The 24,991-nt window shown below is 64.8% G+C and carries 28 protein-coding genes; 9 read left to right on the forward strand and 19 right to left on the reverse strand.

The genetic code is table 11. From position 1 onward, the window contains the following. Positions 1-96: 96 nt before the first annotated feature. The 4 genes from NLI84_RS08770 to NLI84_RS08785 are packed head-to-tail and all read left to right on the forward strand — an operon-like array spanning position 97 to position 1,963. Positions 97-528, forward strand: a complete 432-nt coding sequence (locus NLI84_RS08770) for a tetratricopeptide repeat protein (protein ID WP_255989656.1) — start codon at positions 97-99, stop codon at positions 526-528. After that, on the forward strand, positions 528-923 hold the full coding sequence (locus NLI84_RS08775) for a hypothetical protein (RefSeq protein ID WP_255989657.1): 396 nt from the start codon (positions 528-530) through the stop codon (positions 921-923). Before NLI84_RS08770 ends, NLI84_RS08775 begins: the two co-directional genes overlap by 1 nt. A gap of 24 nt (positions 924-947) precedes the next feature. Next, positions 948-1,499 carry a cob(I)yrinic acid a,c-diamide adenosyltransferase gene (locus NLI84_RS08780; RefSeq protein ID WP_255989658.1) on the forward strand — a complete coding sequence of 184 codons (552 nt, stop codon included), beginning with the start codon at positions 948-950 and terminating at the stop codon, positions 1,497-1,499. A 20-nt stretch (positions 1,500-1,519) separates the two neighbouring features. Further along, positions 1,520-1,963 (forward strand): hypothetical protein, encoded by a 444-nt coding sequence (locus NLI84_RS08785; protein WP_255989659.1) that lies wholly within the window; start codon positions 1,520-1,522, stop codon positions 1,961-1,963. Between the two features lie 64 nt (positions 1,964-2,027). Here the strand turns inward: NLI84_RS08785 and NLI84_RS08790 are convergent, their stop codons facing one another. The 4 genes from NLI84_RS08790 to NLI84_RS08805 form a co-directional block, all read right to left on the reverse strand. Beyond that, the gene (locus NLI84_RS08790) at positions 2,028-2,183 is read right to left on the reverse strand and encodes a hypothetical protein (protein WP_255989660.1); all 156 of its coding nucleotides are present in this window, start codon (positions 2,181-2,183) and stop codon (positions 2,028-2,030) included. Beyond that, on the reverse strand, positions 2,180-3,076 hold the full coding sequence (locus NLI84_RS08795) for a hypothetical protein (protein ID WP_255989661.1): 897 nt from the start codon (positions 3,074-3,076) through the stop codon (positions 2,180-2,182). The genes NLI84_RS08790 and NLI84_RS08795 overlap by 4 nt, the downstream gene beginning before the upstream one ends. Positions 3,077-3,241: 165 nt before the next feature. Then, positions 3,242-3,721, reverse strand: coding sequence for an ASCH domain-containing protein (locus tag NLI84_RS08800; protein WP_255989662.1), 480 nt, complete (start codon positions 3,719-3,721; stop codon positions 3,242-3,244). A 28-nt stretch (positions 3,722-3,749) separates the two neighbouring features. Then, entirely contained in the window at positions 3,750-4,946 is a 1,197-nt protein-coding gene (locus NLI84_RS08805; RefSeq protein WP_308445821.1) for an RtcB family protein, read from the reverse strand. Positions 4,947-5,403: 457 nt separating this feature from the next. On the opposite strand from NLI84_RS08805, the gene NLI84_RS08810 reads away from it, so the two are divergent. Then, the gene (locus NLI84_RS08810; RefSeq protein ID WP_255989664.1) at positions 5,404-6,159 is read left to right on the forward strand and encodes a sporulation protein; all 756 of its coding nucleotides are present in this window, start codon (positions 5,404-5,406) and stop codon (positions 6,157-6,159) included. Between the two features lie 3 nt (positions 6,160-6,162). On the opposite strand, the gene NLI84_RS08815 is transcribed toward NLI84_RS08810, so the two are convergent. The 4 genes from NLI84_RS08815 to NLI84_RS08830 are packed head-to-tail and all read right to left on the reverse strand — an operon-like array spanning position 6,163 to position 8,235. After that, positions 6,163-6,654, reverse strand: coding sequence for a hypothetical protein (locus tag NLI84_RS08815; protein ID WP_255989666.1), 492 nt, complete (start codon positions 6,652-6,654; stop codon positions 6,163-6,165). Beyond that, positions 6,655-7,230 (reverse strand): RNA 2',3'-cyclic phosphodiesterase, encoded by a 576-nt coding sequence (gene thpR, locus NLI84_RS08820; RefSeq protein WP_255989667.1) that lies wholly within the window; start codon positions 7,228-7,230, stop codon positions 6,655-6,657. After that, positions 7,220-8,011 (reverse strand): NUDIX hydrolase, encoded by a 792-nt coding sequence (locus NLI84_RS08825; protein ID WP_255989668.1) that lies wholly within the window; start codon positions 8,009-8,011, stop codon positions 7,220-7,222. The genes thpR and NLI84_RS08825 overlap by 11 nt, the downstream gene beginning before the upstream one ends. After that, positions 8,011-8,235: a hypothetical protein gene (locus NLI84_RS08830; RefSeq protein ID WP_255989670.1), complete on the reverse strand. Its 225-nt coding sequence runs from the start codon at positions 8,233-8,235 to the stop codon at positions 8,011-8,013. Before NLI84_RS08830 ends, NLI84_RS08825 begins: the two co-directional genes overlap by 1 nt. 177 nt (positions 8,236-8,412) lie before the next feature. Between NLI84_RS08830 and NLI84_RS08835 the strand changes: the two genes are divergently transcribed. Further along, positions 8,413-9,933 (forward strand): fumarate hydratase, encoded by a 1,521-nt coding sequence (locus tag NLI84_RS08835; protein WP_255989671.1) that lies wholly within the window; start codon positions 8,413-8,415, stop codon positions 9,931-9,933. A 71-nt stretch (positions 9,934-10,004) separates the two neighbouring features. On the opposite strand, the gene NLI84_RS08840 is transcribed toward NLI84_RS08835, so the two are convergent. From NLI84_RS08840 to NLI84_RS08865, 6 genes are all read right to left on the reverse strand, one after another. Then, positions 10,005-10,397 (reverse strand): lysozyme inhibitor LprI family protein, encoded by a 393-nt coding sequence (locus NLI84_RS08840; protein WP_255989672.1) that lies wholly within the window; start codon positions 10,395-10,397, stop codon positions 10,005-10,007. A gap of 141 nt (positions 10,398-10,538) precedes the next feature. Then, entirely contained in the window at positions 10,539-12,422 is a 1,884-nt protein-coding gene (mnmC, locus tag NLI84_RS08845; protein ID WP_255989674.1) for a bifunctional tRNA (5-methylaminomethyl-2-thiouridine)(34)-methyltransferase MnmC2/FAD-dependent 5-carboxymethylaminomethyl-2-thiouridine(34) oxidoreductase MnmC1, read from the reverse strand. Then, a complete protein-coding gene (locus NLI84_RS08850; protein ID WP_255989677.1) occupies positions 12,419-12,940 on the reverse strand; it encodes a GNAT family N-acetyltransferase in 522 nt (173 codons plus the stop codon). Before NLI84_RS08850 ends, mnmC begins: the two co-directional genes overlap by 4 nt. Further along, on the reverse strand, positions 12,937-14,178 hold the full coding sequence (locus NLI84_RS08855; RefSeq protein WP_255989678.1) for an MFS transporter: 1,242 nt from the start codon (positions 14,176-14,178) through the stop codon (positions 12,937-12,939). The genes NLI84_RS08850 and NLI84_RS08855 overlap by 4 nt, the downstream gene beginning before the upstream one ends. Positions 14,179-14,268: 90 nt before the next feature. Next, positions 14,269-15,354, reverse strand: coding sequence for a DUF3616 domain-containing protein (locus tag NLI84_RS08860; protein WP_255989679.1), 1,086 nt, complete (start codon positions 15,352-15,354; stop codon positions 14,269-14,271). Between the two features lie 155 nt (positions 15,355-15,509). Beyond that, positions 15,510-16,253 (reverse strand): basic amino acid ABC transporter substrate-binding protein, encoded by a 744-nt coding sequence (locus tag NLI84_RS08865; protein ID WP_255989680.1) that lies wholly within the window; start codon positions 16,251-16,253, stop codon positions 15,510-15,512. A gap of 128 nt (positions 16,254-16,381) precedes the next feature. Here NLI84_RS08865 and NLI84_RS08870 point away from each other — a divergent pair, with 128 nt between their 5' ends. Beyond that, positions 16,382-17,137, forward strand: a complete 756-nt coding sequence (locus NLI84_RS08870; protein WP_255989681.1) for an alpha/beta fold hydrolase — start codon at positions 16,382-16,384, stop codon at positions 17,135-17,137. Positions 17,138-17,154: 17 nt separating this feature from the next. On the opposite strand, the gene NLI84_RS08875 is transcribed toward NLI84_RS08870, so the two are convergent. Continuing rightward, entirely contained in the window at positions 17,155-17,550 is a 396-nt protein-coding gene (locus NLI84_RS08875) for a SufE family protein (RefSeq protein ID WP_255989683.1), read from the reverse strand. Next, complete coding sequence (locus NLI84_RS08880; RefSeq protein WP_255989684.1) at positions 17,547-18,767, reverse strand: aminotransferase class V-fold PLP-dependent enzyme; 1,221 nt, start codon at positions 18,765-18,767, stop codon at positions 17,547-17,549. Before NLI84_RS08880 ends, NLI84_RS08875 begins: the two co-directional genes overlap by 4 nt. Before the next feature lie 45 nt (positions 18,768-18,812). Between NLI84_RS08880 and nudB the strand changes: the two genes are divergently transcribed. Continuing rightward, positions 18,813-19,256: a dihydroneopterin triphosphate diphosphatase gene (gene nudB / locus NLI84_RS08885; protein ID WP_255989686.1), complete on the forward strand. Its 444-nt coding sequence runs from the start codon at positions 18,813-18,815 to the stop codon at positions 19,254-19,256. A gap of 124 nt (positions 19,257-19,380) precedes the next feature. Here nudB and pflA read toward each other — a convergent pair whose 3' ends face one another. From pflA to NLI84_RS08900, 3 genes are all read right to left on the reverse strand, one after another. Next, positions 19,381-20,187 carry a pyruvate formate-lyase-activating protein gene (gene pflA / locus NLI84_RS08890; protein ID WP_255989687.1) on the reverse strand — a complete coding sequence of 269 codons (807 nt, stop codon included), beginning with the start codon at positions 20,185-20,187 and terminating at the stop codon, positions 19,381-19,383. A gap of 202 nt (positions 20,188-20,389) precedes the next feature. After that, positions 20,390-22,651: a formate C-acetyltransferase gene (pflB, locus tag NLI84_RS08895; protein ID WP_255989688.1), complete on the reverse strand. Its 2,262-nt coding sequence runs from the start codon at positions 22,649-22,651 to the stop codon at positions 20,390-20,392. 276 nt (positions 22,652-22,927) lie between these two features. Next, a complete protein-coding gene (locus NLI84_RS08900; RefSeq protein ID WP_255989689.1) occupies positions 22,928-23,905 on the reverse strand; it encodes a malate dehydrogenase in 978 nt (325 codons plus the stop codon). A gap of 238 nt (positions 23,906-24,143) precedes the next feature. Between NLI84_RS08900 and NLI84_RS08905 the strand changes: the two genes are divergently transcribed. Beyond that, positions 24,144-24,869 (forward strand): GntR family transcriptional regulator, encoded by a 726-nt coding sequence (locus NLI84_RS08905; RefSeq protein ID WP_255989691.1) that lies wholly within the window; start codon positions 24,144-24,146, stop codon positions 24,867-24,869. Positions 24,870-24,991 lie beyond the last annotated feature (122 nt).

Genomic DNA, 24,991 nt, shown 5'->3' on the forward strand with positions numbered 1-24,991 from the left:
CGCCAGCGCGATTGACGCAGGGCTGGCGCAAGCGGTGGCGCGCTTTCATACTTCGGTTGGCCATAGCGACCCTTACCTTCATACGACACCCAGACCATGACCATTTTGCCCGCCATCCTGCACGAACAGATCACCACCTTGCTCGACGAGGGTGACAAGCATTTCGAGAAGGGGCGCGACGAGCAGGCGCTTGCCAAGTACCGGGAGGCGGAGGCGCTGTTGCCCACCGAGCGCGAACGTTTCGAGGCCAGCACCATTGTGCTCACCGCCATTGGCGACACGCTGTTTCAGTTACGCGATTTTTCCGCAGCGTCCGATACGCTGATCCTGGCGCTGCGCTGCCCCGATGGCGAAGGAAATCCCTTCATCCACCTGCGGCTGGGTCAATGCGCACTCGAGCTTGGCAACGAAGCGCGTGCAGCGGACCAGCTGGGCCAGGCGTTCGAGAGCGGCGGCCTTGACGTGTTCGAGGACGAGGACGCGCACTATCTTGCGTTCCTGAAGGAACGCGTCGGGCTGGTGCTGTGATGGCGACGCTCTTGGTCTGCCGGCTGCAGGTGGTAAGCAGCTACGTCGAGAACACCGAGTACGAGGCCGAGGGCAATGATGTCGATACCGTGCAGTGGTGGCTGGCCAGCGATGAAGCGTGGCGCGTGCGTACCTTCGGGGTCGATTTCGATATCCACGTCCATCACCAGGCAGCGCCGCTGACGGTGGAGGCTGCGCGCGTATTCACCGAGAAGCACTACGGCGACGTGATTGCCGACGTGCAGGCATTCGAGTTTGCCAGCGTCGACGATACGAGTGCGGTCAACCGGTTGGTCGAGGCACTGGGGGGGCAGTTTGATGTTGCGCCCAACGGCCGGCTCGGCATCTGGAACCCCGGCGACACGCCTTACCGCAGTCAGAGCGAACCGGCCTGAGTTTCTCATCACCAGGGCAACACCATGGGCTACCGCCTCAGCAAGATCACCACCCGCACTGGCGACGACGGCACGACTGGCCTTGCCGACGGCACCCGCGTCGCCAAGGACCACCCGCGCATCCATGCGCTCGGAGAGGTCGACGAGCTCAACTCCTCGCTCGGCGTGGTGCTTTGCGAGCCGGTGTCGGCCGCCATCCACGACTGCCTCGGGCGCGTGCAGAACGACCTGTTCGACCTGGGCGGCGAGCTCGCCATACCCGGCCACCGCGCCATCACCGATGTGCAGCTCTCGCGCCTAGAAGAAGAAGTGACCGCGTTCAACGCCGCGCTGCCACCGCTCAAGGAGTTCATCCTGCCCGGTGGCAGCCGCGCCGCGGCCCTCTTGCATGTGGCGCGTTGCGTATGCCGCCGTGCCGAGCGGGCGCTGACGCCGCTGGCGCGTGATGACGGCGAGCTGGCGCCGGGCGCGCGCTACCTCAATCGCCTGTCTGACCTGCTGTTCGTGCTGGCCCGTGTCGCCAATGTCGAGGCCGGGGTGCCCGATGTACTGTGGCAACCTGGCCAGCACGCCTGAGCCAATGTTAGGTGTCGTCAATGAGCCCGTTCTCCATTCGTATCAGAGAAGAAGTACTCGCCACTTTCCCCGAGTGGTCAGCCTTCGCCGTTGAACAGGCATTCAAGGGCAGCGGGCCCTACCTGGTCGTCACCGTGCCAGCTCCACCAGAGGCCAAGTCTGATCACCCGCTTCGGATCAGCACCTGGGATGACGAGGTGACGGTCGAATTTGACTACTACCACACCCACTTCGATCGCTGGAACCCGGTGGAAGGCGATAACAGGCACACGTCCGCGCTCTTTTACGTCAAGTCAGTGCTTGATGAAAAGGTTGCCGTTGCGTCGTGGTGGCAAGAAGAAGCGTGCAAGGTGTGTTCGCAGCTTGAACCCGGCGAGTCTTTGAAGCCGCCGCTCGATGTTGTCTACTCGCGAGTTCGCGTGCGCTCATGGAGAGGGTCTCACAATGCGGACAGCGACGCCTGACCGCGCCTTCGAGCACACGTGACACAGCCGGCTTCGCCGTCTACGTCACGCCGCTCAAGTTACATTACTCGTGGTCGTCCCGGCGCAGGCACTGTTGCAGCGCTTGCCGGTCCTGCTGCCGACGGGCCTTGTGCCCGCGATCGTGCACCCCAGCATGGCGCTGGCGGGCAGCCTGCGCGACCGGATTGCGTGGTTTGGGTAGCGTGAGTTTGATCTTCATGCGGCCTTCCTCCCCAGGTCGAGTTCATAGAGTGGTGCGTGGCGTGACAGCTTGGCGCGCTTGTGCCGCAGGAAATGCGGCACCGTGCCTTGCTGGCGGAAGCAGAACTGGCGCGGCAGATCGGTGTAGAGCGAGCGCGGCGGCGCCCAGTCGGCCTCCAGGTTCTTCAACCGCAGGTTCGACTCGGGCGAGTGGTAGAACATGCGCGCGATACCCAGCTCCTCGCGCACGAACCAGACGGCGGCCGCCAGCATGGCTTCGGCCCAGATGCGCTGGTAGCGCGGCAGCAGCCAAGCGGCGTAGCGCTGCATGCCGGCAGTATCACCCTCGCCATCGAACCATCGCGGGTGATCTGCGTAGTAGCGCACCTCGCGCAGCCAGTCGTTCTGGATCTCCTCGATCAGCACTTCGCCGGTGTCGAGGTCGATATCCAGCCGTGCCCAGGCCAGCGTGCTACGGCCGCTGCGGTTGGTCGGGTGGCAAGACCAGGAAAACGGATTGCAATCCTTGCCGGGGGCAACTTCTGCCTGGTAGCGCTGATCGTGGCTGCGGTCGAAGTTGAGTTGCAGCACCAGGTTGCCGCCGTCGCGCGTGGTCTGCTGGCCTTGCCAGCGGCCGAGTGTCAGCGTGAAGTGCAGCGGCGTGGCATCGCCATCGGCGGCGAGCACGTCGTCCGGCTGCAGCCGGGTATTGCCGAGCTGGGCGAGCCAGGCCTTGACGCGGGGTTTCTGCAGCAGGCCGGCGTACGGCGATTGCTTCAGATCGGCAATGCGGCAGCCCTCGCCGACGGCGTGGCGCAGCAACAGCCAGGCGTAGCGCTCGGGATAGTAGTCAAATCGGGTCCGGCCTTGCGGCAGGATGGCGACGATGTCGTCGACCAGCTTCGTTTCCATATGGGGGCTCCAGGTCGCGCGTCAGGCGCGCGGCCGTGTATTGATGGTGAGGGCGTAGCGGCAGATGCGGCTGGCTCATATCGGGTTTTCCTTGGGCTGGGGACCGCCTCGCGGCGGCGGCCCGGGTTTATCGGGTGGTCTTGTCGCGCACGGGCGCGTTCACGGTTACGCTGGCCAGACGCGGCGGAAACTCTCGCAGACCACGATCATGCCGGGCGAGGCTTGCCAGCCCTGCCGCGCGCAGAGGCGCTCGAAATACTGCCAGTGCCCCTCGCGCCAGGTGGCGAGCGAGCCGTCGCCCTCGCCCTCGGCTGCGGCAAAGGCCGCGTCGACATGGTCGAAAGGCTTGAGATCGACGCGCTGCGTTTCGATCACGCACAGCGGGGTCCCTTGCCAATCGATGACCAGGCTGTAGTCGCCAGCGCGTGGTAGCGGCCGGTCGGCGCCGTATTCCCAGGCCAGTGAGGCAGTGCCGGTCTTGCGGCCGGCCAGTACCAGCGCGGCCAGCGCATCGGCATCGGCCGGGTTGTCGCTGAAGGCGAAGGTCTCGTACAGCGGGGTGTGTTCCGTCAGTCCGGCGTGGGCCAGAAAGGCTTGCCAGAACGGGGTAACTGGCGCAGGGATTACCGCGAGGGTCTGTTCCATGGTGTGACTCCTGATGGTTTGCGGGCGATCAGCCCTTGATGCACAACACTTGCTTGAGGGTGTGGACGACTTCGACGAGATCGGCCTGCTGCGCCATCACCGTATCGATGTCCTTGTAGGCGCCGGGGATCTCATCGACCACGCCGCCGTCCTTGCGGCATTCCACGCCCTCGGTCTGCGCGGCAAGATCGAAGCGGTTGAAGCGGCGCTTGGCCTCGCTGCGGCTCATGCGGCGGCCGGCACCGTGCGAGCACGAGCAGAACGATGCCGCGTTGCCAAGGCCGCGCACGATGTAGCTCTTGGCGCCCATCGAGCCGGGAATGATGCCGAGCTGCCCGGCGTGCGCCGCGATCGCGCCCTTGCGGGTGATGAACAGCGCTTCACCGTCGTGCGTTTCGCGCGCCACGTAGTTGTGGTGGCAATTGATGGCCTCGTCGGTCAGCGTGAACGTCGGCAGCTGCACTCGCATGGCCTCGACCACCAGTCGCATCATTTCGCGGCGGTTGGTCAGCGCGTAGTCCTGCGCCCATTCCAGCGCCTCTACATAGTCGTCGAACAGCGTCGAGCCCGCGCTCAGATAGGCGAGGTCGCGATCGGGCAGGTTCACCTGGTGGCGGCGCATGTCCTTCTTCGCCGCCTCGATGAAGTAGCGGCCGATCACGTTGCCGGTGCCGCGGCTGCCCGAGTGCAGCATGATCCACACCCGGTCCTCCTCGTCGAGACACAGCTCGATGAAGTGGTTGCCTCCGCCCAGCGTGCCGATCTGGCAGATCCAGGCCTGGGCGAACTGGCGCTGCATCTTCATCAGGCCAGGATGCTTGCCGACGATGCGATCGAGCCTGTCGTCAAGCGGCCGGGCCGCGCGCTGGTGGGCCGAACCGCGCACCTTGTCCCAGGCGTGCTGGTTAAAGCCCACCGGCACGGCGGCCTCGATGTGGGATCGCAGTTTCGCCAGGTTGTCGGGCAGGTCGGCGGCGGTGAGCGAAGTGCGCACCGCGTTCATGCCGCAGCCGATATCGACGCCGACGGCGGCCGGAATGATGGCGCCGCGGGTGGGGATCACCGAGCCGACGGTGGCGCCGATGCCCAGGTGCACGTCGGGCATGGCGGCCACATGGCCGTGCACGATGGGCAGTTGGGCGACGTTCTTCAGTTGCTGGATCGCGGCGGGTTCGATCTCGTCGGTCCAGACTTTGACCGGCACGCGGCCGGCCAGGGTTTTCATGACAGGCATGATGGTTTTCCATTGCAAGCCCCTCGCCACGCGGACCCGGCCTTGTGGACCGGATGCGCGGCGAGCGGGCACAAAAAAGCCCCGGGATTGCCGGGGCTTTTGCTCACCGGCGTGGGGCAGACCTCCCCACGCCGTGTTACGGAATGGGGGTCAGCGCAGAGTTTGCGGAGCGTGGTATTGGGTCATGCGGGGGTACTCCTCTCGGTTGCGGGTTGACGGAGCCGGCATTCCACCGCAGCACAGGCTCGCCGTCAATGGTGTTTCGATGAAGACAGGTTTTGCTGTTGCGTCAGCGCAACGTCAACTTGCCACTGCCAGCCGTAACGGGAGGGCCGGTGAAGCACCCCATTGCCCGCCGACATGCGTTTGCCATAGGCTGCGCGACTTGCCGGGGAACTGCCGCTGCGCGGCCGTGGTCCCAGCGCGGCCTCAACCACAAGGAGCATGCATGTTCAAGAAATTGTTCGCGTCGCTGGGCGTCGGCGGCGCCAGTGTCGATACCCGATTGCACCAGAGTACGGTGCAGCCCGGCGGCCCGCTTACCGGCGAGGTGGTGATTCGTGGCGGCGATGTCGCCCAGACCATCGAGCATGTGGTGCTGGCGCTGATGACCGAGGTGGAAGTGGAGCGCGACGATACCGAGTACCGCAGCAGCCATACGCTGGGCTCGATCCGCGTTGCCGGTCGCCAGGACGTGCAGCCGGGGCAGGAAATCCGCCTGCCGTTCTCGTTCACGCTGCCGCTGGAGTTGCCGCTCAATGCGGGCTTCCCGTCGCGCAGCGGCTACCAGCCGCATATCAAGGCGCCGGTGTGGGTCGAGACCGATCTGGCGATCGAACGCGCGATCGACGCCACCGACCGCGACTTCCTCGCGGTGCAGCCAACGCCGGCGATGCAGCGTTTCCTTGCTGCGATGGACAACGTCGGCTTCACGTTGGTGCGGGTCGACATCGAACAGGGCGCCGTGCGCGCGGCCAATCGCAGCAGCACGCTGGGCTGCTATCAGGAGTTCGAATTCAAGCCGGCCGGTGGCAGCTGGAGCATTGCCGAGGTGGAAGTCACTTTCGTGCCGGGGCCGAACGATATCGCGGTGCTGATCGAGATCGACCGACGCTTTCGCGGCGATGGCTATCTCAGCCTGACCATAGGGTCGAACTGGCAATCGGTGAACTGGGAAGCCGAGCTGCAGCGCATGCTCGGCTAAGGCTCAGGCGGCGCGGTGCGCGGAGTAGCCCAGCTCTTGGATCAATTTCAGCAGCAGGGTCTTTTCGGCGGCGACGATGCGCTCGCGCTTCTCGTACGGATAGTTGGCGACGGCCGCCGCGGTGATATCGAGGCAGTAATCGATCAGCTCGCGATCGCGGCCGTTGTTGCGGATCAGCCCCGGTGACGCGTTCAGCCATTCCAGTGCCAGCTCGGACAGGCGCGCCAGCAGCGCCGGGTCCGGGCGCTGTTCCAGAAAGCGCAGGATGAAACGGTTCACGTCCTCGGCCGAGACGATGACCTCGCCGCCGGCCTCGCTCGACAAATGGGCCACCCAGCTGATCGCGTATTCGTACAGCAGGCTGGTTTCGGCCGGCTGTACCTTGCCGTCGGCCCACATCAGCTCGATGATGGGCACGAGGTTCAGCAGGTAAAGATCATGCTCCGCCAGCTGGTGGCTGTGCACGAGTTCATCGACGATGTGCTGGAGCGACATTCAACGGTCCGGATCCAAAGGTGACAGCGGCATTGCAGCATCTTTGCCGGCCGCTGCCAAGCCCGGAATCACGTGGTAGCGCGGCCCCTTGGCTGTAGCTTCGGTGCGAAACAGCACTGGCGCACCTGCCGGCCACACGATGGCCTTGCACGGGCCGGCGTCGGGGCTCGCATCGCGCAGCAGGGTGACATGCGGCACGAAATGCTTGGCATCGAAGGCAAAGCCCGCGTCGCTCAAGCGTTGCCATAGCGTGTCGACGAGGGCGGCCAGCTCGGGTGGCGTCTGGCAACCGGCCCAGACGATGCTGCCCTTGGGGCTGTTGGCCTTGAAGCTGCCATAGCAATCGAGCGTCAGGCTGAATATGGCAGGCGGCAGGCTGGCGAGTAGCGTCAACAGCTCGGGAATGCGGTGACTAGGAGTGACCCCGAGGAAGGCGAGCGTCAGGTGCAGGTTGTCGGTCACCATGCCGCGCCCGCCACGTTCGCGCAGCAAGGTATCGCGCAATCGGGCGAGCGACTGCCGCACCCGGTTGGGCGGCGTCAGCGCGATAAAGAGGCGCTCTGTCTCAGTCACCATGGCGTTGCAGCCAGCCGCAGGTGATGACGCCGGCATCCCAGGTGAAATCCTCGAGCCGCGCGATCACCGCCTCGCGGCTCAGCTGCATGAAGCCCGCCACTTCGCCATCGGTGTTGCGCGGCGTGAAGTCATCCGGCAGCAGCAGATCGTAGCCGTACAGCCATTCGTCGTGGGTGCCGTCCGCCTCGTTGCGCGTGACGCGTAGGGTGTCGGTCTTGATCGCCTGCCGTGCCAGGTGCTCTGGCACGCCGGCTTCCTCGGCCAGCTCGCGAATCACGCAAGCGAATTCATCTTCCTGCTCCGGCAGGCCACCGGCCGCGAGGTTGTCGAGCCGGTTGGGATCGATGCTCTTGCTGGCGGCGCGCCGGCCTATCCATAGCGCGCCCTCGGCCGTGTAACCATTGACGTGCACTGCGCGACTGGTGAAACCGAAGCGGCGAAAGGCGGCGCGCTCCAGCGCGAACAAGGGTTGGTGCAAGTCCGGTGCACCATCGGCGCCGGGAACGAACACCGTATAGCGCTCGTTGCGCCAGCCGCGTACCAGGCCATTCTCACGCATCGCGAGCGTGGCGCGAGCAAGCAACGCCTCGGCCTGCCTGGCGGTCTCGGCGGTTAGCGTCATACCGGCGTCGCCCAGTGGCACGAAGGCCACGTCGAAATGGGCGAGGAAACGCGCGGTGGGTGCTTCCAACCAACCGAGCGGCAGGCCAAGTACGAAAAGCCGCGTGAGATCCGCTGGATCGAACACCGGCTGCTGGGCAAGGTAGGTGGCGGTGCCCATCAGCTGGCCCGATCCGGTTTGAGTATCGGCTGCAGAATGCGCACGAGGCTGCGCGCTTGCAGCACGCGGCCGATGGCATGGCCGCTCGCGCCCAAGCGTGTGGCCAGCGTTAGCGCGTTGTGGCGGAAACCGTTGAGGCACTGGGTGCCAATGTCGCCAGCCGGCACGGCTTTGATCTGTCGCCGCAAAGATACACCTGCGCTGGATTCGATCTCGTTGTTCATGGACTCATGGCTTCCCGCAGTCGAGCGGCCGCGCAAGGCAGGCGCGGCGCATCTCATTGGGATGATCGGATAGATTGGCCGGCGCCGCCAGATGTCCGGCTTCCCACATAGGGGCAGTGCCGGCGCTGCTGCTACAATCGCGGCTTTGCCCGACCCGCCGTTACCCGGAGTTTTGCCATGGCCGTGATCCGCCAGGACGATCTGATCGCCAGCATCGCCGATGCCTTGCAGTACATCAGCTACTACCACCCCAAAGACTATATCCAGGCGCTCGGCCGCGCGTACGAGGCCGAGGAAAGCGAAGCCGCCAAGGATGCGATCGCGCAGATCCTGACCAATAGCCGCATGTGCGCCGAAGGCAAGCGGCCGATCTGTCAGGACACCGGCATCGTCACCTGTTTCGTGCGCGTCGGCATGAACGTGCAGTGGGCCGGCTGTACCATGGGTGTGACCGACATGGTCAACGAAGGCGTGCGCCGCGCCTACCTGCACCCGGACAACAAGCTGCGCGCGTCCATCCTGATGGACCCGGCCGGTGGCCGCAAGAACACGAAGGACAATACGCCGGCGGTGATCCATTACGAGATCGTTCCGGGTGATACGGTCGAGATCGATATCGCCGCCAAGGGTGGTGGCTCGGAGAACAAGACCAAGTTCGTGATGCTGAATCCGTCCGATTCCATCGTCGACTGGGTGCTCAAGACCGTGCCGCTGATGGGGGCCGGCTGGTGCCCGCCCGGTATGCTGGGCATCGGCATCGGCGGCACCGCCGAGAAGGCCATGGTGATGGCCAAGGAAGCGCTGATGGAAGAGATCGACATCCATGAGCTGATCGAGCGTGGCCCGCAAAACCGCGCGGAGGAACTGCGCATCGAGCTGTATGAAAAGGTGAACGCGCTCGGTATCGGCGCGCAGGGCCTGGGCGGCTTGGCCACCGTGCTGGATGTGAAGATCAAGGATTACCCGACCCACGCCGCTAGCTTGCCGGTGGCGATGATTCCGAACTGCGCCGCCACCCGCCACGTGCACTTCATACTCGACGGTTCCGGCCCGGCGGTGCTCGAAGCGCCGAGGCTGGAGGACTGGCCCGATGTGACCTGGACCCCGTCCGCTGCTGCAACTCGGGTCGATCTCAATACAGTCACCCGCGAAGACGTCGCATCGTGGCGTCCGGGCCAGACGCTGCTCCTGAACGGCAAGATGCTCACCGGCCGTGATGCCGCGCACAAGCGCATGGTCGAGATGCTGAACAAGGGCGAGAAGCTACCGGTCGATTTCACCAACCGCTTCATCTATTACGTGGGTCCGGTCGATCCGGTGCGCGACGAAGTGGTCGGCCCGGCCGGCCCGACCACCGCGACGCGCATGGACAAGTTCACCGAGCAGGTGCTGGCGCAGACGGGCTTGCTGGGCATGATCGGCAAGGCCGAACGCGGCCCAACTGCGCTGGAAGCGATCAAGAAGCACCAGTCGGTCTACCTGATGGCCGTGGGCGGCGCCGCCTACCTCGTGTCCAAGGCGATCAAGGGCGCACGCGTCGTCGGCTTCGAGGACCTGGGCATGGAGGCGATCTACGAATTCGACGTGGTCGACATGCCGGTAACGGTGGCGGTCGATTCGGGCGGCACCTCGGTGCACGCGGTGGCGCCGAAGGAATGGCAGACCAGGATCGGCAAGATCCCGGTCGCAACGGCCTGATTAATCAGGCCCAAGAGAAACGCCCCGCGAAGACGGGGCGTTTTTTCTAGAAGCATGCAGGCCGGGCGGTCTTACTGCGCCAGTTTGCTGGCTTCGCAGCCGGTGCTGCTGCACTCGCGCTGGCGCTCCTTCAGGAAGTCCAGCCGCTCCTGCGTCATGCTGTTGGCGCAGTCGAGATTGACGAAATACCCGGTGCTGTCTTCGCGGCTGCATTGCGCATCGCGCTGCTTGATCCAGGCCAGCTGCGATTGCTTCAGCGTGCTTTGCTGGGCGCTGTTCAATTGCTTGCGCAGCTCGGTATAGGTCTGATTCAGCGTCTTGTCGGTTTGCGTAAACAGGTTGCCAGCACAGTAGACGGTATCGAAGGCATTGCGCGGCTTGCCACAGCCAGCGGCTTGGGCGTGCCCGGCGAAGAGGGCGGTCCCGAGCAGTGCGGTGGACAAGGTGAGTGCAAACTTGTTCATGGTGTTTTCCCTGTTTGGAATGGTTGTCAGGTAGCGCCTCGCAGTGTAGCGCAAGCGGGATGTAATACATGGCGCGCGGCCTGTTTTGCAGCGCGCTTTATGCAGGAACCGTCGCGTCGCAGGGCGTCTTTGAGCTGGCTCTCAGCCTGGTTGCGCACCGCGTCGCTGCCGCAACAGGAAACGGCCGGGATCGATGGCGTCGATCAATTTGCTCTCCAGCGGCAAGGGCTCGCCATCGAGCTGGGCGGCGATGATCTCGCCGGCCAGCGTGCTGTAGCTAAGGCCGCGCGCGCCCAGGCCCAATACGGCGTAGGCGCCGGTGAGCCGCGGCAGGTGGTAGAGCTGGTGCACGGGCTGCTCCGGCGGCGGAGTGATGGCGAGCTGGCCGATCAGGGGCAGGCGATCGGGCGAGGCGGGGCGGGCGCAGGCGCGGCTGGCGACGACAGCGGGCGGAGCGAGGCTGGGCGCAAGTGCTGCCAGTTCGACCAGATTGCTCGCCTCGGCGGCAGCGAGGTCACCGTCGTAGTCGGCGGCGCCGATGACGCGTACACCCTCCAGCGCAGCGGTGACGTAGCCATCGCCCGCCAGCGCCACCCGCGGGGCGGTCAGCGTGGCAGCATCGACGCGGGTGGCGACGCGCCTGGCATCCTGCAAAGGCAGCATGGGCTGGGGCAGCAGCTGGGCGGCCGCCGTGGCATTGGCGAGGACCAGTACCGGCGCGCAGGCCAAAATGCTGCCGTCAGCGGCCAGCGCCTGCCAGCCACCCTCGTGTTGCCGCAGCGCCTCAACGTGGCAAGCGGTGCGCAGGTTGATCCGTTCGGCATGGCGTGAGAGGTTGGCTCGGCACAGGCTGGGCGGCGCGATGGTCAGGCCGTCGGCGAACCACCAGCCGCCGCGTGCCAGCGCTGTGCCGGCAAGTTCGCTGGCGGCGTCGGCATCGAGGTAGCGCAGCGCCGGCCAGTTGCCGCGCTCGGCGATTTCCCGCATCAGCGCGGCCTGCGCATCTGTCTTGGCCAGTTGCAGGATGCCGCCGGCGTCGTGCGCTACCGTGTGGCTGGCGCCGGCAAGCACGGCCAAGTGTCGGCGCGTCAGCGCGCAGCCGGCGCGGGTGAGGCGCGCCTGTAGGTTGTCGTCGCGCGAGTAATAGGCATGCATCAGCCCGGCGGCGTTGCCCGACGATGCGCTAGCGATTTCGGCGGCAGCTTCCAGCATCGTCACCTGCCAGCCACGCGCGGCGAGGCGCTCGGCCACGCTGCAGCCGGCAAGCCCCGCGCCGATCACCAGCGCATGGCGCTCGCCCTGATGCGCAGGCTCACGGCGTGCTGCACGGGCCACGCGGCCTTGCAGCATCTGCCGCTTGCCGCCGAAACCGTCGACGCGCTCGACCGCGAAGCCCGCTTCGGTCAAGCCACGGCGCACGTCGCCCGCCACGGTATAGGTCGCCAGCGTGGTGCCGGCGTGGGCGAGCCGCCACAGCGCCTTGTAGATCGGCAGGCACCACAGCTCGGGATTCTTGGCCGGGGAAAAACCATCGAGATAGATCGCGTCGGCCACCGCCTGCAGTTGCGGCAGCAGCGTTTGCGCGTCGCCCAGCAGCAGGGTGAGGCTGACCCGGCCCTCGTCGAGCCAGATGCGGTGCACGCCCTGGGTCAGGTCGGGCCAGTGCGCGCAGAGCTCGGCCGAGACTGCCGCGAGTTCCGGGTAGCGGGCATGCAGCAGCGCGAGGTCGTCGCGAGTGAACGGAAACTGCTCGACCGAGACGAAGTGCAGCCGCTGGCAGCGCGCGGCATCCATGCGCCAGGCCTGCCAGGTGGCGAGGAAGTTGAGCCCCTGGCCGAAGCCGGTCTCGACGATGGTGTAGTGCTGCCGTCCTTGCCAGGCGGCAGGCAGGCCGTTGCCGGCCATGAACACGTGCCGCGCCTGACCCAGGCCGCCATCGGCCGAGTGGTAGACGTCGTCGAAGGCGGCGGAATAGGGCACGCCGGCATCCGTCAGACCGAGCGTGGCGGGAGTGAGATGGTTCATGTTCGGGAGCGGGCGTAGATCAGCATGCCGTTGTTGGATGCTGTATCGGTAAGACGGAAGCCAGCGCGCTCTGCGACGCGGCGGCTAGCCAAATTGGCAGCTTCGATATGGATACGCAGTGATTCAAGGCGCAGCGTATGGAAAGCGAATTCGGTCATGAGCTGCACTGCTTCTGCCGCGTGTCCCCGGCGATGCGCGGCTTGGCGCACCCAATAGCCCAATTGTCCTTGGGCGCCCCGGATATGATGGATACCGCAGGCGCCCAGCAAGGATTCGCTTGAGCGATCCAGCATCAGCCATTGCAGCGAGGCGCTGTCCTGCCATGCTGCTCGGCTTTCGTCACACCATTGAGTGCTTGCGGCCTCGGATGGTGGATATTGTGCCCATGGCAAAGAAACAGGCCACGCACGTAGCGCTGTCAACGACTCGGTGACCGCAGCACAGACCGCCGGGCCATCCGCTGCATAGGGAGGGCGCAGCGCAATGCCGGTACCGAGCAGTGTGGTGAACGCAGTCACGGGGTAGTCCTGATCAGCGGGTTGTTCACGGTGGGATAATTCAGGAATGCCCGCACGGCCACAGCGAACAGCACGCCGGTGGCGAGCGAAACCAGCGCGAACCAGATGTTACCGCCCCAGCTGTAACCGGCCTTCACGAATTCGATGGCGAGCGAGAACGACACCAGCGTAATCATGCCAAGCGTGGCCGACACCGTGCCCTTACTGATCTCGCTCGCGAACAGCGTCAAGCGGTAGAGCACGGCGTTGGCCAGTCCTAAGCCAAAGGCATAGATACTGATGCCCGCCACCAGCCAGCCCCACGCCTGCGGCTGCAGCAGCGCGCCGCAGGCGATCACGAGGCCTGTCAGCACCGGCGGTAGCGCCAGCCACACCAGCCGCGTGACCGGCGCCCGGTCGGCGTAATGCGTGAGCACGAGGTTCCCTGCGATCAATGCCGCGAACACCGGGATCTGCCACAGGCCGAAGTCGAGCGGGCTCAGGGCGGCGCGCTCGATCAGGATTACGGGGCTCTGGCCTATCCACATCAAGAGCGGCATGCCGCCGAACGACAGCGCCAGCGCGCCGAGCACAAAGCGGCGGTTGGCCAGCACCGCGCGATAGTCGCGCCACATGGTGGGTAGGCGCAGCGGGGTGGTGCTGGCCGGCGCGGTTTCCGGCATCACCCGCCACAGGCCGATCAGCGCAACGAAGGCAACCGCGGCGATGGTGATGAAGATCCAGCGCCACGGTGCGTATTCGATCATCACCGCACCCGCGAGTGGACCGATCAGTGGCGAGACCAGCGCTACATTGGCCATCAGCGCGGTCACCTTCACCGCACTCGCCTCGGTGAACGCTTCCTGGATCGCGGCGTAGCCGACCGCGACGACGAAGCACAGCCCGAAGCCCTGCACGAAGCGCAGCGCCACGAACGGCCAGATCGACGACACGAACAAGGTTGCGAGGCAGGCCAGCGTAAAGAAGGCGATGCCGGCCAGCAGCACCGGCCGCCGCCCGATGCGGTCCGACAACGGGCCGAGTAGCCATTGCAGTGCCGCGCCGCCGGCGAGGTAGGCTGACATCCCTGTCGGTACCCACGCCTCGCCGACGCCGAATTCACGCACCACCAACGGCATGCCGGGCAGGATCATGTCGTTGGCGATATAGGTCGCGAACTCGTAGAGCACGAGAAACAGCGGGAACAGCAGCGTGGCGCGGGTCAGCGCGCTATGCGGGACAAAGGTGGGACGAGTCATTGGAAGTCCGCAGTGATGACTCGCCAGTATGACCAAACGTAGCCGTGCCCGCGCTGCGAGTATTCACCGCTGCCGAAGCGGACGCGGCGCTCAACGCGCCAACAGGTCGCCGTACACCACATAGTCACCGTCGTGTCGCGCGGCGGATGGCGCGTCGTACAGCACCAGCCATCGCTCCTTGAGGATGTGGTCCGGCACGCGGGTGATTGCTTCGGCACGATCGACCCCCGCGCCAAAGGGGAGCGAGCGCGTCTGCTCGGGACCCTGCTCCCACAATACCGCGTCGGCCTTGGCGTCGACGCCGGCAAATGTCGCCGCAGCATCCGCCCAGCGGAACACCCGGATCGCGCCGTCGAGCACCATGGTCGGGCCGGCGAGTATGAAGAGATCGTCCCCTTCCCAGAGCAGGTCGCGCACGCCCAGGCCGGCGAGCTTGATGAAATGCTTGCGATAGAGCGCGCCGCTGTCGGCGATTTCGGCCAGCCGCAGCTCGCCTTTCTTTTCGATCAGCCGCAGCTCCAGCAACGCCGACCAGCCGCGCAACACCGGGCCGCGCAGGCCCAGCAGCAAGCGATCCCCCGCAATGGCCAGGCCTTCGATGTCGAAGCCGTTGTCCTTGCCGGGGATATCGAGATAGGCCGCCAGATGCGCATCGTCTTTCAGCGCGCGCGTCAGCTCGTTGGCGAGCTCGTCACCACGCAGGCGGGCGGCGCGGCGGCCGTCGGCGGTCTCGCGCTTGAGACTGGAGCTGCCGTCTTCGATCTCGACCGGGATACGTGCTAGCAGGCAGCGGTTGCCGTCGTGCGACACCGTGGCCAGTCGCTTGAGGTTGTCGCGGGCGCTGCGGCCCGATTTGGGCGCCTTGCGCTTGAGCCCGTGCGAACCCACGAGATAGAGGTAGCCATCCTGCAATGCCAGCCCTTCGATATCGGCTTCGATGTCGGCCGCATCCGGCAGATCGAGGAAATCGGCGAGCGGAAAGTTGGTCGGCGCACCGTAGCGCAGTTCTTCCTTGCCGACCGGGTCGAGCCGCCGCAGCCGGTCCAGCCCGCAGGCTTCGTCACCCGCCACCCACAGGTCGTTGCCGGCGAAGGCTGCACCGGAAAGATTGGAATGCACCAGCGTGCCGGCCTCGAATTCCAGTCGTACCGCATGAGTCTTGATTTGACTTGGCATGAAAGCAGTCCGTCATTGAAAGCTGGCATTATAGGGCGGCGGCCCGGGTTTGGCTCGCCGCGGCGCAGCCCGCATCGGCAATGGCAAAGTCGGTGGGCGGTAGTGGTGTGGGCATAAAAAAAGCCGGCTGCGCCGGCTTCTTGGAACGAGATCGGTTATTTGCCGAAATACTTGGCGTAAATCCGATCGTAGCTGCCATCGGCCTTGATCGCGGCCAGGCCCTTGTTGATTTTCGCAAGCAATGCCTTGTTGCCCTTTTTCACGGCAATGCCGTAATGCTCTTTGTCGAAATTGGCGTCATCGACGAGCTTGAGCTTGGCAGCCGGGTTGTTCAGCAGGTAGTTGCGCACCACGCCGTTATCGGCGATCACTGCGTCCACGCCACCACTGCGTAGCTCCTGCAGCGCGAGCACGATGCTCTCGAAGCGTTTGATGTTGGCGCTGGTCTTGCCAAAATGCTTCTGGGCCACGATATCGCCAGTGGTTCCGGTCTGCACCGCCACCTTGTGGCCCTTGAGGTCGGCCAGCTTGGCGACCTTGCTACCCGGCCCGGTCGCGATCAGCTGCTTGGCCTCGAAGTAGGGCTCGGAGAAATCCACCGTTTTCCTGCGCTCTTCAGTGATGGTGACGGCCGCGGCGACAATATCGCGATCGCCGTTGGCCAGGCCGACGAACAGGCCTTCCCAGGGGGTGTTGACCATCTTGATCGAGAAGCCGCCCTTGGCCGCGATGGCGCGCATCAGGTCGGCATCGAACCCCACCACTTCCTGCTTTTCGTTCAGCGATTCGAAGGGGGCGAAGGTGGCTTCGGTGCCCACGGTATACGGGCGCTCGGCGTGGGCTGCGCTCAGGAACAACACGGCGCAGATGGGGGCGATTAGCTTGGCAAAACGGGGCATGGACGTTTCCTCTTTCAAATCAGCAGGATCGAGCATGCGCCGCCAGCCGCTTGCAGAACAATTCGAGAAATCCACAATGGGCCGGTATGGTTGGTCCGCTAGCCCTTGTTGGACGCGTAGGAATCATGATGAAAGCGATGGCGGACAAGCGTGTATTCACCGTGGGCACCCGTCAGCTGGAATGCCTGATCGCGGGAGATGGCCCCGTCATCGTGCTGGTCAACGGTGCGGGTGGTCCCATCGAGGGCTGGTTCCGCGTCTGGCCTGAACTGTGCGAGCTGGGCCGGGTGTTGGCCTATAACCGACCGGGCCTGGGGCGCAGCGCGCGAGCGAACGCGCCGCAGACTGGTGCAGCGATGGTGGGCACGCTGCGCGAACTGCTGCAGGCGGCGGCGCTGCCACCGCCTTATGTGCTGGTCGGCCATTCGCTCGGCGGGCTGGTGGTCAACCTGTATGCGCGCTTGCATCCCGCAGACGTGGCGGCCGTGCTGCTACTGGAGTCGACCGCGCCGGACGATGTCGCGGCAATGGCCAAGCTGGAAACGCCGCTGCAACGCGGCCTGCGCCGCTTGCTCGATACAGTGTTGCCGCCCGATCCGCTGGGCGAGGTGGCGCAACTGCCGAATACGCTGGCCCAGTTGGCCGCGGCGCCACCCTTTCCGGATGTGCCGCTCACCGTGCTCAGCGGTGGCAAGCGCCCGTGGCTGTGGCCTGGCGCGCGGGCCGCGTTCGATATCCGAGCCATGCACCAGCGGCAGCTGGCGCAGTTGTCACTACGCGGTGTGCAACGGGTTGCCGAACGCAGCGGGCATTTTCCGCAGCTGAGCGAACCTCAAATCGTGCGGGATGCGCTGGCCGAACTGCTGCAAAGAAGCGCGGTTTAAGCGGCCGGCTGTGTGCGTTATGCCTCGTCGCGGATGCGTTGCACGATGGCGGCAAGGCCATTGGCGCGGGACGATGAGAGAAAACGCGCCAGGCCCAGTTCGGCCAACCAGCCGTTGAAATCGATGCCGGCGACGGCCGCGCGCGGTTGGCCGTCGTAGGCGGCCAGCACCAGAACCAGTAACCCCTTGATCACGCGTGAGTCACTGTCGAGCTGCAAGCGTAGTAGCTGATCCTGCCAGTGGGTGATCAGCCAGACCTGGCTTTCACAACCCTGCACCCGATGGCTTTCGGTGCGCAAGCTGGCAGGCAGCGTCGGCAGCTCGCGCGCCATCTGGACCAGCAAGCGATTCTTGCCTTCCCACCCGGTGGTGGACTTGAGCTGGCGAGTGAGCGTGTCGCGGTCGGGCATCATGCAAGTAATTCCAGCGTATCGTCGAGCGCGGCGAGCAAGGTGTCGATATCGGAACTGACATTGTATGCGGAAAGCGAAATCCGCAAGGTTGAGGACAGATTAAAAGCATCCATCAGCGGTTGCGCGCAGTGATGCCCGACGCGAACCGCAATGCCGCGCGCGTCCAGAAACTGGGCAACGTCGAAAGGATGGGCGTGGCTGAAGGCCAGCGACGTCAGCGGCCCCTTGTTCGGCGCGGTGCCGACCAGCCTCACGTCGTCACGCGCCAAGAGCGCGGTTTCCAGCCTCAGGCGCAGGGCGTCCTCGTGGGCGGCGAGGGCGGCGCGATCCAGCGCGATTAGCCAATCCAGTGCCGCGGCAAGGCCGATGGCCTGTGCCACCGGCGGTGTGCCGGCCTCGAAGCGATACGGCGGCCGGTTGAAGGTCGTGCCAGCAAACGACACGCGCTCTATCATTTCGCCGCCGCCTTGCCATGGCGGCATGGCGTTCAATAGCTCGGTGCGCGCCCACAGCGCGCCGATGCCGGTCGGACCGTAAGCCTTGTGGCCGGAGAACACCAGGAAATCGGCCCCCAGCGCCTGTACATCGATCACATCGTGCGCCACGGCCTGCGAGGCATCGACCAGCACGCGCGCGCCCACGGTCGCCGCCGCAGCGATCACCGCGGCAAGGTCGGGCCGCGTGCCGATGGCGTTGGAGAGCGCGGTGATCGCGACGAGGCGGGTGCGGTTACCCAGCAACGCGGCGTAGGCATCCATGTCGAGCTGCCCGTTAGCGAGCAGTGGAACCGCCACGATGCGCAACCCGCGCTCATAGGCCAGCAACTGCCACGGCACGATATTGGCGTGGTGCTCCAGCGTGCTGACGATGATCTCGTCACCGGCTTGCAGCTGGCTGCGGCCCCAGCTTTGCGCCACCAGATTGATCGCCTCGGTACTGCCCCGCGTGAACACGATTTCGTCACTGCTGGCCGCATTGAGAAAGCGCGCCACCGTGCTTCGGGCTCCCTCGAACGCCTCGGTGGCTGCGTGGGCCAGCCGATGCGCGCTGCGGTGCACGTTGGCATTGGTGGTTTCGTAATAGTGGCGCTCGGCATTGAGCACCGCGCGCGGTTTCTGCGTGGTCGCGGCGTTGTCGAGATAGATGAGGTCCGGCTGCGCGGCGAGCAGCGGGAAGTCGGCGCGGAGCATCGCGGCGTCGAAAGGCTGGGTGGGCACGGCGGGCTCGCAAAGAGGGCTGGTGGCAATTGTATAATGCGCACCATGGCCTACAAACAACCCGTATCTGTATTGGTCGTGATCCATACGCCCGACCTGCAGGTGCTGCTCTTGGAGCGCAACGACTTCACCAATGCCTGGCAATCGGTGACCGGCAGCCGCGAGAGCGACGAGGCGCTGGCCGATACGGCCTGCCGCGAGGTGCTGGAGGAAACCGGCATCGTCGCCGATCGTACCGCGCTGCGCGACTGGCAGCTGCAGAACCAGTACGAGATCTTCGAGGTCTGGCGGCATCGCTATGCCCCGGGGACCCGCGTGAACACCGAACATGTGTTCAGCCTGCAACTGCCTCATGTGCTGACGCCGGTACTCTCACCGGGCGAACACCGCCGTCATCGCTGGGTGGCCTGGCAGGCGGCGGCGGAAATGGTGTTCTCGCCCTCCAACGCCGAGGCAATCCGGCTGCTGCCGGAGCGCCTGGGACATTGAAGCGCGGCCTGGGGGCCAAGGCCGTGCCGGAAGCGGAGAAAGCTGCTCCACAGCTTGTGCGCGATGCGGACGACAGTGACATGGCCAGTCGCGGTGCCGACGCGGCCCGCTGGCGCCGCCTGGCTTAACAGCAGATGAGGTCCCGCGCCCTGAATTGCTGACGGACCCGTTCGACGAGTTCCGCCTGCGGGGTCTCGGTGTCGACGAGCGCGTATTCGAGGCCCAGCGCCTGCCATTTACTGGCCCCCATCTGATGGAAGGGCAGCACTTCCACCCGTTCGATGCAGCCGGGCGCCTTGTCGGACAGCTGTTTCACGTAGTCGGCGTGTTTTTCCACATCCATCCAATCGTCGGTCCAGCCGGGGACGAGGACGTAGCGGATCCAGGTCTTCTTCTTCATCGCCATTAGCCGCTCGGCGAAATCCAATGTGGGCCACAACGGCTTGCTGGTGAGGGCCTCGTGTTTGACGGGATCGATCTGCTTGATATCGAGCAGCACCAGATCGACCGGATCGAACCACTCATCCGGCAGGTGAGCAGCGAGAAAACCCTGGGTATCGAGCGCGGTGTGCAGGCCGTATTGCTGCTTCACCCGGTAGAACACCTCGCGCACGAAATGCGCCTGCATCAAGGGCTCGCCGCCGGAGATGGTGAGGCCGCCGGCGAACTTGAGAAAGCGGGCATATTTGCCGATCTCGTCAACCACGTCGTCGACCGTGCGCGGATTGCCGTTGTGCAGCTTCCAGGTGTCCGGGTTGTGGCAGTACAGGCAGCGGAACTGGCAACCGGAGACGAACAGCACGAAGCGCACGCCGGGACCGTCCACCGCGGCACCGGTCTCGACCGAGTGCACGAAGCCACATAGCCGGCCCTGTTCGTCGACGACGGCATCCGGAATTTCGCCCAGCGGCTTGTTGGCAACGTCGTTCATGGCGTTCTCCAGTGAAAAAGGGCGGTCTGCGCCGCCCTTGGGTGTTACATGTCTAGCTGAAAAAACAGGCCGACGACCGTTGCGAGCGGAGTGCAGGCGAGGCGTCAGCACCGCAGCGACCGGAACGTACTCACCGTACGTGAGGATCGCGAGGAGCGCACAACGACGCATGCGCTCCGCGTAGTAGGTCGCAGACCTGTTTTCAGGCGCGGACGTGGAAAGTCCGGTTGATCACATCCATCTGTTGCTCGCGGGTCAGCTTGATGAAGTTCACCGCATAGCCCGAAACCCGGATGGTCAGCTGCGGGTACTTCTCCGGGTGGTCCATTGCATCGAGCAGCGTGTCGCGGTTGAGCACGTTCACGTTGATATGGAAACCCGTGGCGTTGCAGAAGCCATCCAGGCAGTTGGTCAGGTTGTTCACGCGGTCGGTCATGGTGTGGCCCAGCGCATCCGGCGTGGCCGATGCCGTCCAGCTGATGCCGTCAAGCGCAGCCTCGTACGGCAGCTTGGCGACCGAGGCGCCGGCGGCGACAAAGCCCGAGCTATCGCGGCCATTCATGGGATTAGCACCCGGTGCGAACGGTTCGCCAGCGCGGCGGCCATCCGGCGTATTGCCGGTCTTCTTGCCGTACACCACGTTGGACGTGATGGTCAGGATCGATTGGGTCGGCGTGGCGTTGCGATAGGTCTTGTGGCTCTTGATCTTGTTCATGAACGATTCGGTGAGCCACACGGCGATCTCGTCGACGCGATCATCGTTGTTGCCGAACGCCGGGTACGCGCCCTCGATGGCGAAATCGATCGCCACGCCCGCATCGTTGCGCAGCGTCTTGACCTTGGCGTATTTGATCGCCGACAGCGAATCGGCCGCGACCGACAGCCCGGCGATGCCGCAGGCCATGGTGCGCAGGATGTCGCGGTCGTGCAGCGCCATCTCGATGCGCTCGTACGAGTACTTGTCGTGCATGTAATGGATAGCGTTCAGCGCCTTCACGTAGGTGGCGGCCAGCCAGTCCATCATCTTGTCGAAGCGGGCCACGACTTCGTCGTAGTCGAGGTAGTCGGACTTGATCGCCTCGAAGCCCGGCACCACCAGCTTGCCGGTCTTTTCGTCGACACCGCCGTTGATCGCGTACAGCAACGCCTTGGCGAGGTTGCAGCGGGCGCCGAAGAACTGCATCTGCTTGCCGATTTCCATTGCCGAGACGCAGCAGGCGATGCCGTAGTCGTCGCCCCAGTGCGGCCGCATCTGGTCGTCCGATTCGTACTGGATCGAGCTGGTCTCGATCGAGACCTTGGAGCAGAAGTCCTTGAAGCCACGCGGCAGGTCCGCCGACCACAGCACGGTCAGGTTTGGTTCCGGCGCCGGGCCCAGGTTGAACAGCGTGTTGAGGAAGCGGAAGCTCGACTTGCTCACCAGCGTGCGGCCATCCTTACCCATGCCACCGATCGATTCGGTCACCCAGGTCGGGTCACCCGAATACAGGTTGTTGTATTCCTCGGTGCGCAAAAAGCGCACGATGCGCAGCTTGATGACGAGGTCGTCGACCAGCTCCTGCGCTTCGGCCTCGGTCAGCCGGCCTTCCTTGAAATCGCGCTCGATATAGATATCGAGGAAGGTCGAGATGCGGCCGATCGACATCGCAGCGCCATTCTGTTCCTTCACGGCGGCGAGATAGCCGAAATAGGTCCACTGGATCGCTTCCTGTGCACTCGCGGCGGGACGGCCGATATCGTAGCCATAGGCTGCGGCCATTTCCTTGAGCTCGCCCAGCGCGCGCACCTGTTCGGAAAGTTCTTCACGCAGTCGCAGCACGTCCTCGGTGAAGGCCAGGTCGTCGGTTTCGGCTTTTTCGGCCTGCTTGAATTTGACCAGCTGGTCGATGCCATAGAGCGCCACGCGGCGATAGTCGCCGATGATGCGGCCGCGGCCATAGGCATCGGGCAGGCCGGTGATCACGCCGGAAGAGCGGCAGGCGCGGATCAACGGGTTATAGGCATCGAACACGCCGGTGTTGTGATCCTTGCGGTAGCGCAGAAAGATGTTCTCGATCTGCGGATCGAGCGTGCGGCCGATTTCCTCGAGCGAGGACTGCACCATGCGCAGGCCGGTATTCGGGAAGATGGCGCGCTTGAGCGGCGCATCGGTCTGCACGCCGACGATCTTTTCCAGGCTCTCATCGATATAGCCCGGACCGAATGCGTTGATGGCGGTGCCGCGATCGGCTGCCACGTCGAGCACGCCGCCAGGTGCGGCACGCTCGGCCTTCAGGAGTTCGGAAAGCTTGGCCCAGACGGCCTCGGTGCGTGCGGTGGCGCCAGCCAGGAATTCATCACCACCGGTATAGGGTGTGTAGTTAAGCTGGATGAAGTCGCGCACGGCGACCTTCTCCTGCCATTCTCCGCCCTTGAAATCACGCCAAGCGTTCAGTTGGGCGATCTGGGTGTCCGGTGCGTTCATGGTGATGCTCCTTGTGGGAAGGGGGGCGGGAGAGGGGGGGCAGTCGTGATGACGACGTGCTTGTGCTCCCTTTCGGTTGACGCCAGATTAGCACCGTGTCCAGCGCAAATCCCTGCAAATTTCTACTGCCATGGTACGACCGGTAAAAACGGATCAAGTTGCGCCAGATCAAGGAGATGGCGCGGCCGTTGCTGCACAGTAGAGCGGTTTTGCCCGCCCCGCGCGGACATGAAAAAGCCACGGCCTGGGCCGTGGCTTTTCTTGGAGCGGGCTCGATCAGAGCAGATGCTTGATCGCGTCGCGCTCGTCCGACAATTCCTTGGCGGTGGCGTCCATGCGGGCGCGGCTGAACTCGCTCACGGACAGGCCTTCCACGATGCTGTACTTGCCATCCTTGCAGGTGACCGGGTAGCCGTAGATCAGGTCGCTGATGCCGTACTCGCCATTGGCCGGCACGCCCATCGTCACCCAGTCGCCTTCCGGCGTGCCCAGCACCCAGTTGCGGATGTGGTCGATGGCGGCATTGGCGGCCGAGGCGGCGGACGACAGGCCGCGCGCCTTGATGATGGCGGCGCCGCGCTGTTGCACGGTCGGGATGAACTCGGTTTCCAGCCACTTCTGGTCGTTGATCTGGGCTGCAGCGTTCTGGCCCTTCACTTCGGCGTTGAAGATGTCCGGGTACTGGGTCGAGCTGTGGTTGCCCCAGATGGTCATCTTCTTTACATCGGTCACGGCCACGCCGGTCTTTTGCGCCACCTGGGTCAGCGCGCGGTTGTGGTCCAGACGCATCATGGCGGTGAAGTTGGCCGGGTTCAGATCCGGTGCGTTCTTCATCGCGATGTAGGCGTTGGTGTTGGCCGGGTTGCCCACCACCAGCACCTTCACGTCGCGGCTGGCCACGGCGTTCAGCGCCTTGCCCTGGGCGGTGAAGATGGCGCCGTTGGCTTCGAGCAGATCCTTGCGTTCCATGCCCGGGCCGCGCGGACGGGCGCCGACCAGCAGCGCGACATCCGCTTCCTTGAACGCGACCATCGGGTCGTCGGTCTGCACGATGCCGGCCAGCAGCGGGAACGCGCAGTCATCGAGTTCCATCACGACGCCGTTGAGTGCCGGCAGGCTGGGGGTGATGTCCAGCAGTTGCAGGATCACTGGCTGATCCGGGCCGAGCATGGCGCCCGAAGCAATACGGAACAACAGGCTGTAGCCAATCTGGCCGGCGGCACCGGTGACGGCAACGCGAACGGGTTTCTTCATCTTTGCTAACTCCGGGAAACGAATGCGGCGGTTGTCCCGCCAGCGACGACTACGCGCGGCGCGCACCAGCGTGCGGCCCGCGCGTGTTGATTTTGGTGCAATGCGGGCAGAGTTTATCACGCCGGTCTGCGGCTGTGCGGTGTGTGGCGGACTTTGATCGTTTGAATCGATACTCTCTTGTGTCTTATACAAGAGTGTAGTGGACGCTGTTTCGACAACATGATTTAATGCGCCCCACATGGCCAAACTCTCCCAGCTCCCGCTCTATCGTCAGGTAATGCGCGAAGTGCTCTCCGAGATCCAGTCCGGGGCGTGGCGCGAGGACGAAGCCTTGCCGAGCGAATTCGATCTGGGCACGCGTTTCGGCGTGAGCCAGGGCACGGTGCGCAAGGCGCTCGACGCACTGGTGCAGGAAGGCGTGCTGCAGCGCCGGCAGGGCGTGGGTACCTTTGTGACCGGGGTCGATGACTACCTCGCCAGCGCGCGCTTTGCCGCGCTCACGGGCGAAGGCGCGACGGCGCCAAGCTTCGAGCTCCTGGGCTGCGTGAAGATCCACGCTGGCGAGACACTGGCCGAGATGCTGGGCCTGCGCCGCGGTGCGGCGTTATGGCAGGTGCGGCGGCTGATCCGCCTGCAGGGCAGGGTGGTGGGGCTGGAGGAAATGTTTTTGCCGGAGGCGCAGTTTCCGAATCTGGAAGTGCGGCGCATCCGCGATCTGAAATGCAATTTGCGCGCCGTATGCTGGCTGGATTTTGGCGTGCGTTTGAAGGATGGTGATCTGCGCTTGCGCGCGGTGCGCGCCAGCAGTAACGAGGCGCGGCTGCTGCTGGTCGAGTTGAACGAGCCCTTGCTGCAGCTGGTGCGGCTGGCGCGCGATATCGATGGCAAGCCGCAGATGTGGTGTTCGGCCTGGCTGCGCACCGAGGAAGTGGCCTTCCTGCCGCCCGAGGCGCTGGCGGCATAGGGGAAGGACGCAGTTTCGCACTGCAACATGGTTGTTAGAATCTGACCGCTTCTTCGGCTGCTGGCTGACGTGGCGCAAGGCAAGGCCGGGAAACCGGCGCAACGATACGGATTTTGGTTACA

This window comes from Chitinolyticbacter albus (genome assembly GCF_024437655.1).
Lineage (GTDB): Bacteria > Pseudomonadota > Gammaproteobacteria > Burkholderiales > Chitinibacteraceae > Chitinolyticbacter > Chitinolyticbacter albus.

Coding starts and splice junctions, on each gene's coding strand:
- NLI84_RS08795 (WP_255989661.1), bottom strand. CDS start 3,076: ATGGAAACGAAGCTGGTCGACGACATCGTCGCCATCCTGCCGCAAGGC.
- pflB (WP_255989688.1), bottom strand. CDS start 22,651: ATGAACGCACCGGACACCCAGATCGCCCAACTGAACGCTTGGCGTGAT.
- NLI84_RS08835 (WP_255989671.1), top strand. CDS start 8,413: ATGGCCGTGATCCGCCAGGACGATCTGATCGCCAGCATCGCCGATGCC.
- NLI84_RS08770 (WP_255989656.1), top strand. CDS start 97: ATGACCATTTTGCCCGCCATCCTGCACGAACAGATCACCACCTTGCTC.
- NLI84_RS08805 (WP_308445821.1), bottom strand. CDS start 4,946: ATGAAAACCCTGGCCGGCCGCGTGCCGGTCAAAGTCTGGACCGACGAG.
- NLI84_RS08785 (WP_255989659.1), top strand. CDS start 1,520: ATGAGCCCGTTCTCCATTCGTATCAGAGAAGAAGTACTCGCCACTTTC.
- NLI84_RS08905 (WP_255989691.1), top strand. CDS start 24,144: ATGGCCAAACTCTCCCAGCTCCCGCTCTATCGTCAGGTAATGCGCGAA.
- NLI84_RS08875 (WP_255989683.1), bottom strand. CDS start 17,550: ATGATGCCCGACCGCGACACGCTCACTCGCCAGCTCAAGTCCACCACC.
- pflA (WP_255989687.1), bottom strand. CDS start 20,187: ATGAACGACGTTGCCAACAAGCCGCTGGGCGAAATTCCGGATGCCGTC.
- NLI84_RS08780 (WP_255989658.1), top strand. CDS start 948: ATGGGCTACCGCCTCAGCAAGATCACCACCCGCACTGGCGACGACGGC.
- NLI84_RS08775 (WP_255989657.1), top strand. CDS start 528: ATGGCGACGCTCTTGGTCTGCCGGCTGCAGGTGGTAAGCAGCTACGTC.
- NLI84_RS08815 (WP_255989666.1), bottom strand. CDS start 6,654: ATGTCGCTCCAGCACATCGTCGATGAACTCGTGCACAGCCACCAGCTG.
- NLI84_RS08855 (WP_255989678.1), bottom strand. CDS start 14,178: ATGACTCGTCCCACCTTTGTCCCGCATAGCGCGCTGACCCGCGCCACG.
- NLI84_RS08840 (WP_255989672.1), bottom strand. CDS start 10,397: ATGAACAAGTTTGCACTCACCTTGTCCACCGCACTGCTCGGGACCGCC.
- NLI84_RS08870 (WP_255989681.1), top strand. CDS start 16,382: ATGAAAGCGATGGCGGACAAGCGTGTATTCACCGTGGGCACCCGTCAG.
- NLI84_RS08800 (WP_255989662.1), bottom strand. CDS start 3,721: ATGGAACAGACCCTCGCGGTAATCCCTGCGCCAGTTACCCCGTTCTGG.
- thpR (WP_255989667.1), bottom strand. CDS start 7,230: ATGGTGACTGAGACAGAGCGCCTCTTTATCGCGCTGACGCCGCCCAAC.
- NLI84_RS08825 (WP_255989668.1), bottom strand. CDS start 8,011: ATGGGCACCGCCACCTACCTTGCCCAGCAGCCGGTGTTCGATCCAGCG.
- NLI84_RS08830 (WP_255989670.1), bottom strand. CDS start 8,235: ATGAACAACGAGATCGAATCCAGCGCAGGTGTATCTTTGCGGCGACAG.
- NLI84_RS08790 (WP_255989660.1), bottom strand. CDS start 2,183: ATGAAGATCAAACTCACGCTACCCAAACCACGCAATCCGGTCGCGCAG.
- mnmC (WP_255989674.1), bottom strand. CDS start 12,422: ATGAACCATCTCACTCCCGCCACGCTCGGTCTGACGGATGCCGGCGTG.
- NLI84_RS08810 (WP_255989664.1), top strand. CDS start 5,404: ATGTTCAAGAAATTGTTCGCGTCGCTGGGCGTCGGCGGCGCCAGTGTC.
- NLI84_RS08900 (WP_255989689.1), bottom strand. CDS start 23,905: ATGAAGAAACCCGTTCGCGTTGCCGTCACCGGTGCCGCCGGCCAGATT.
- nudB (WP_255989686.1), top strand. CDS start 18,813: ATGGCCTACAAACAACCCGTATCTGTATTGGTCGTGATCCATACGCCC.
- NLI84_RS08860 (WP_255989679.1), bottom strand. CDS start 15,354: ATGCCAAGTCAAATCAAGACTCATGCGGTACGACTGGAATTCGAGGCC.
- NLI84_RS08865 (WP_255989680.1), bottom strand. CDS start 16,253: ATGCCCCGTTTTGCCAAGCTAATCGCCCCCATCTGCGCCGTGTTGTTC.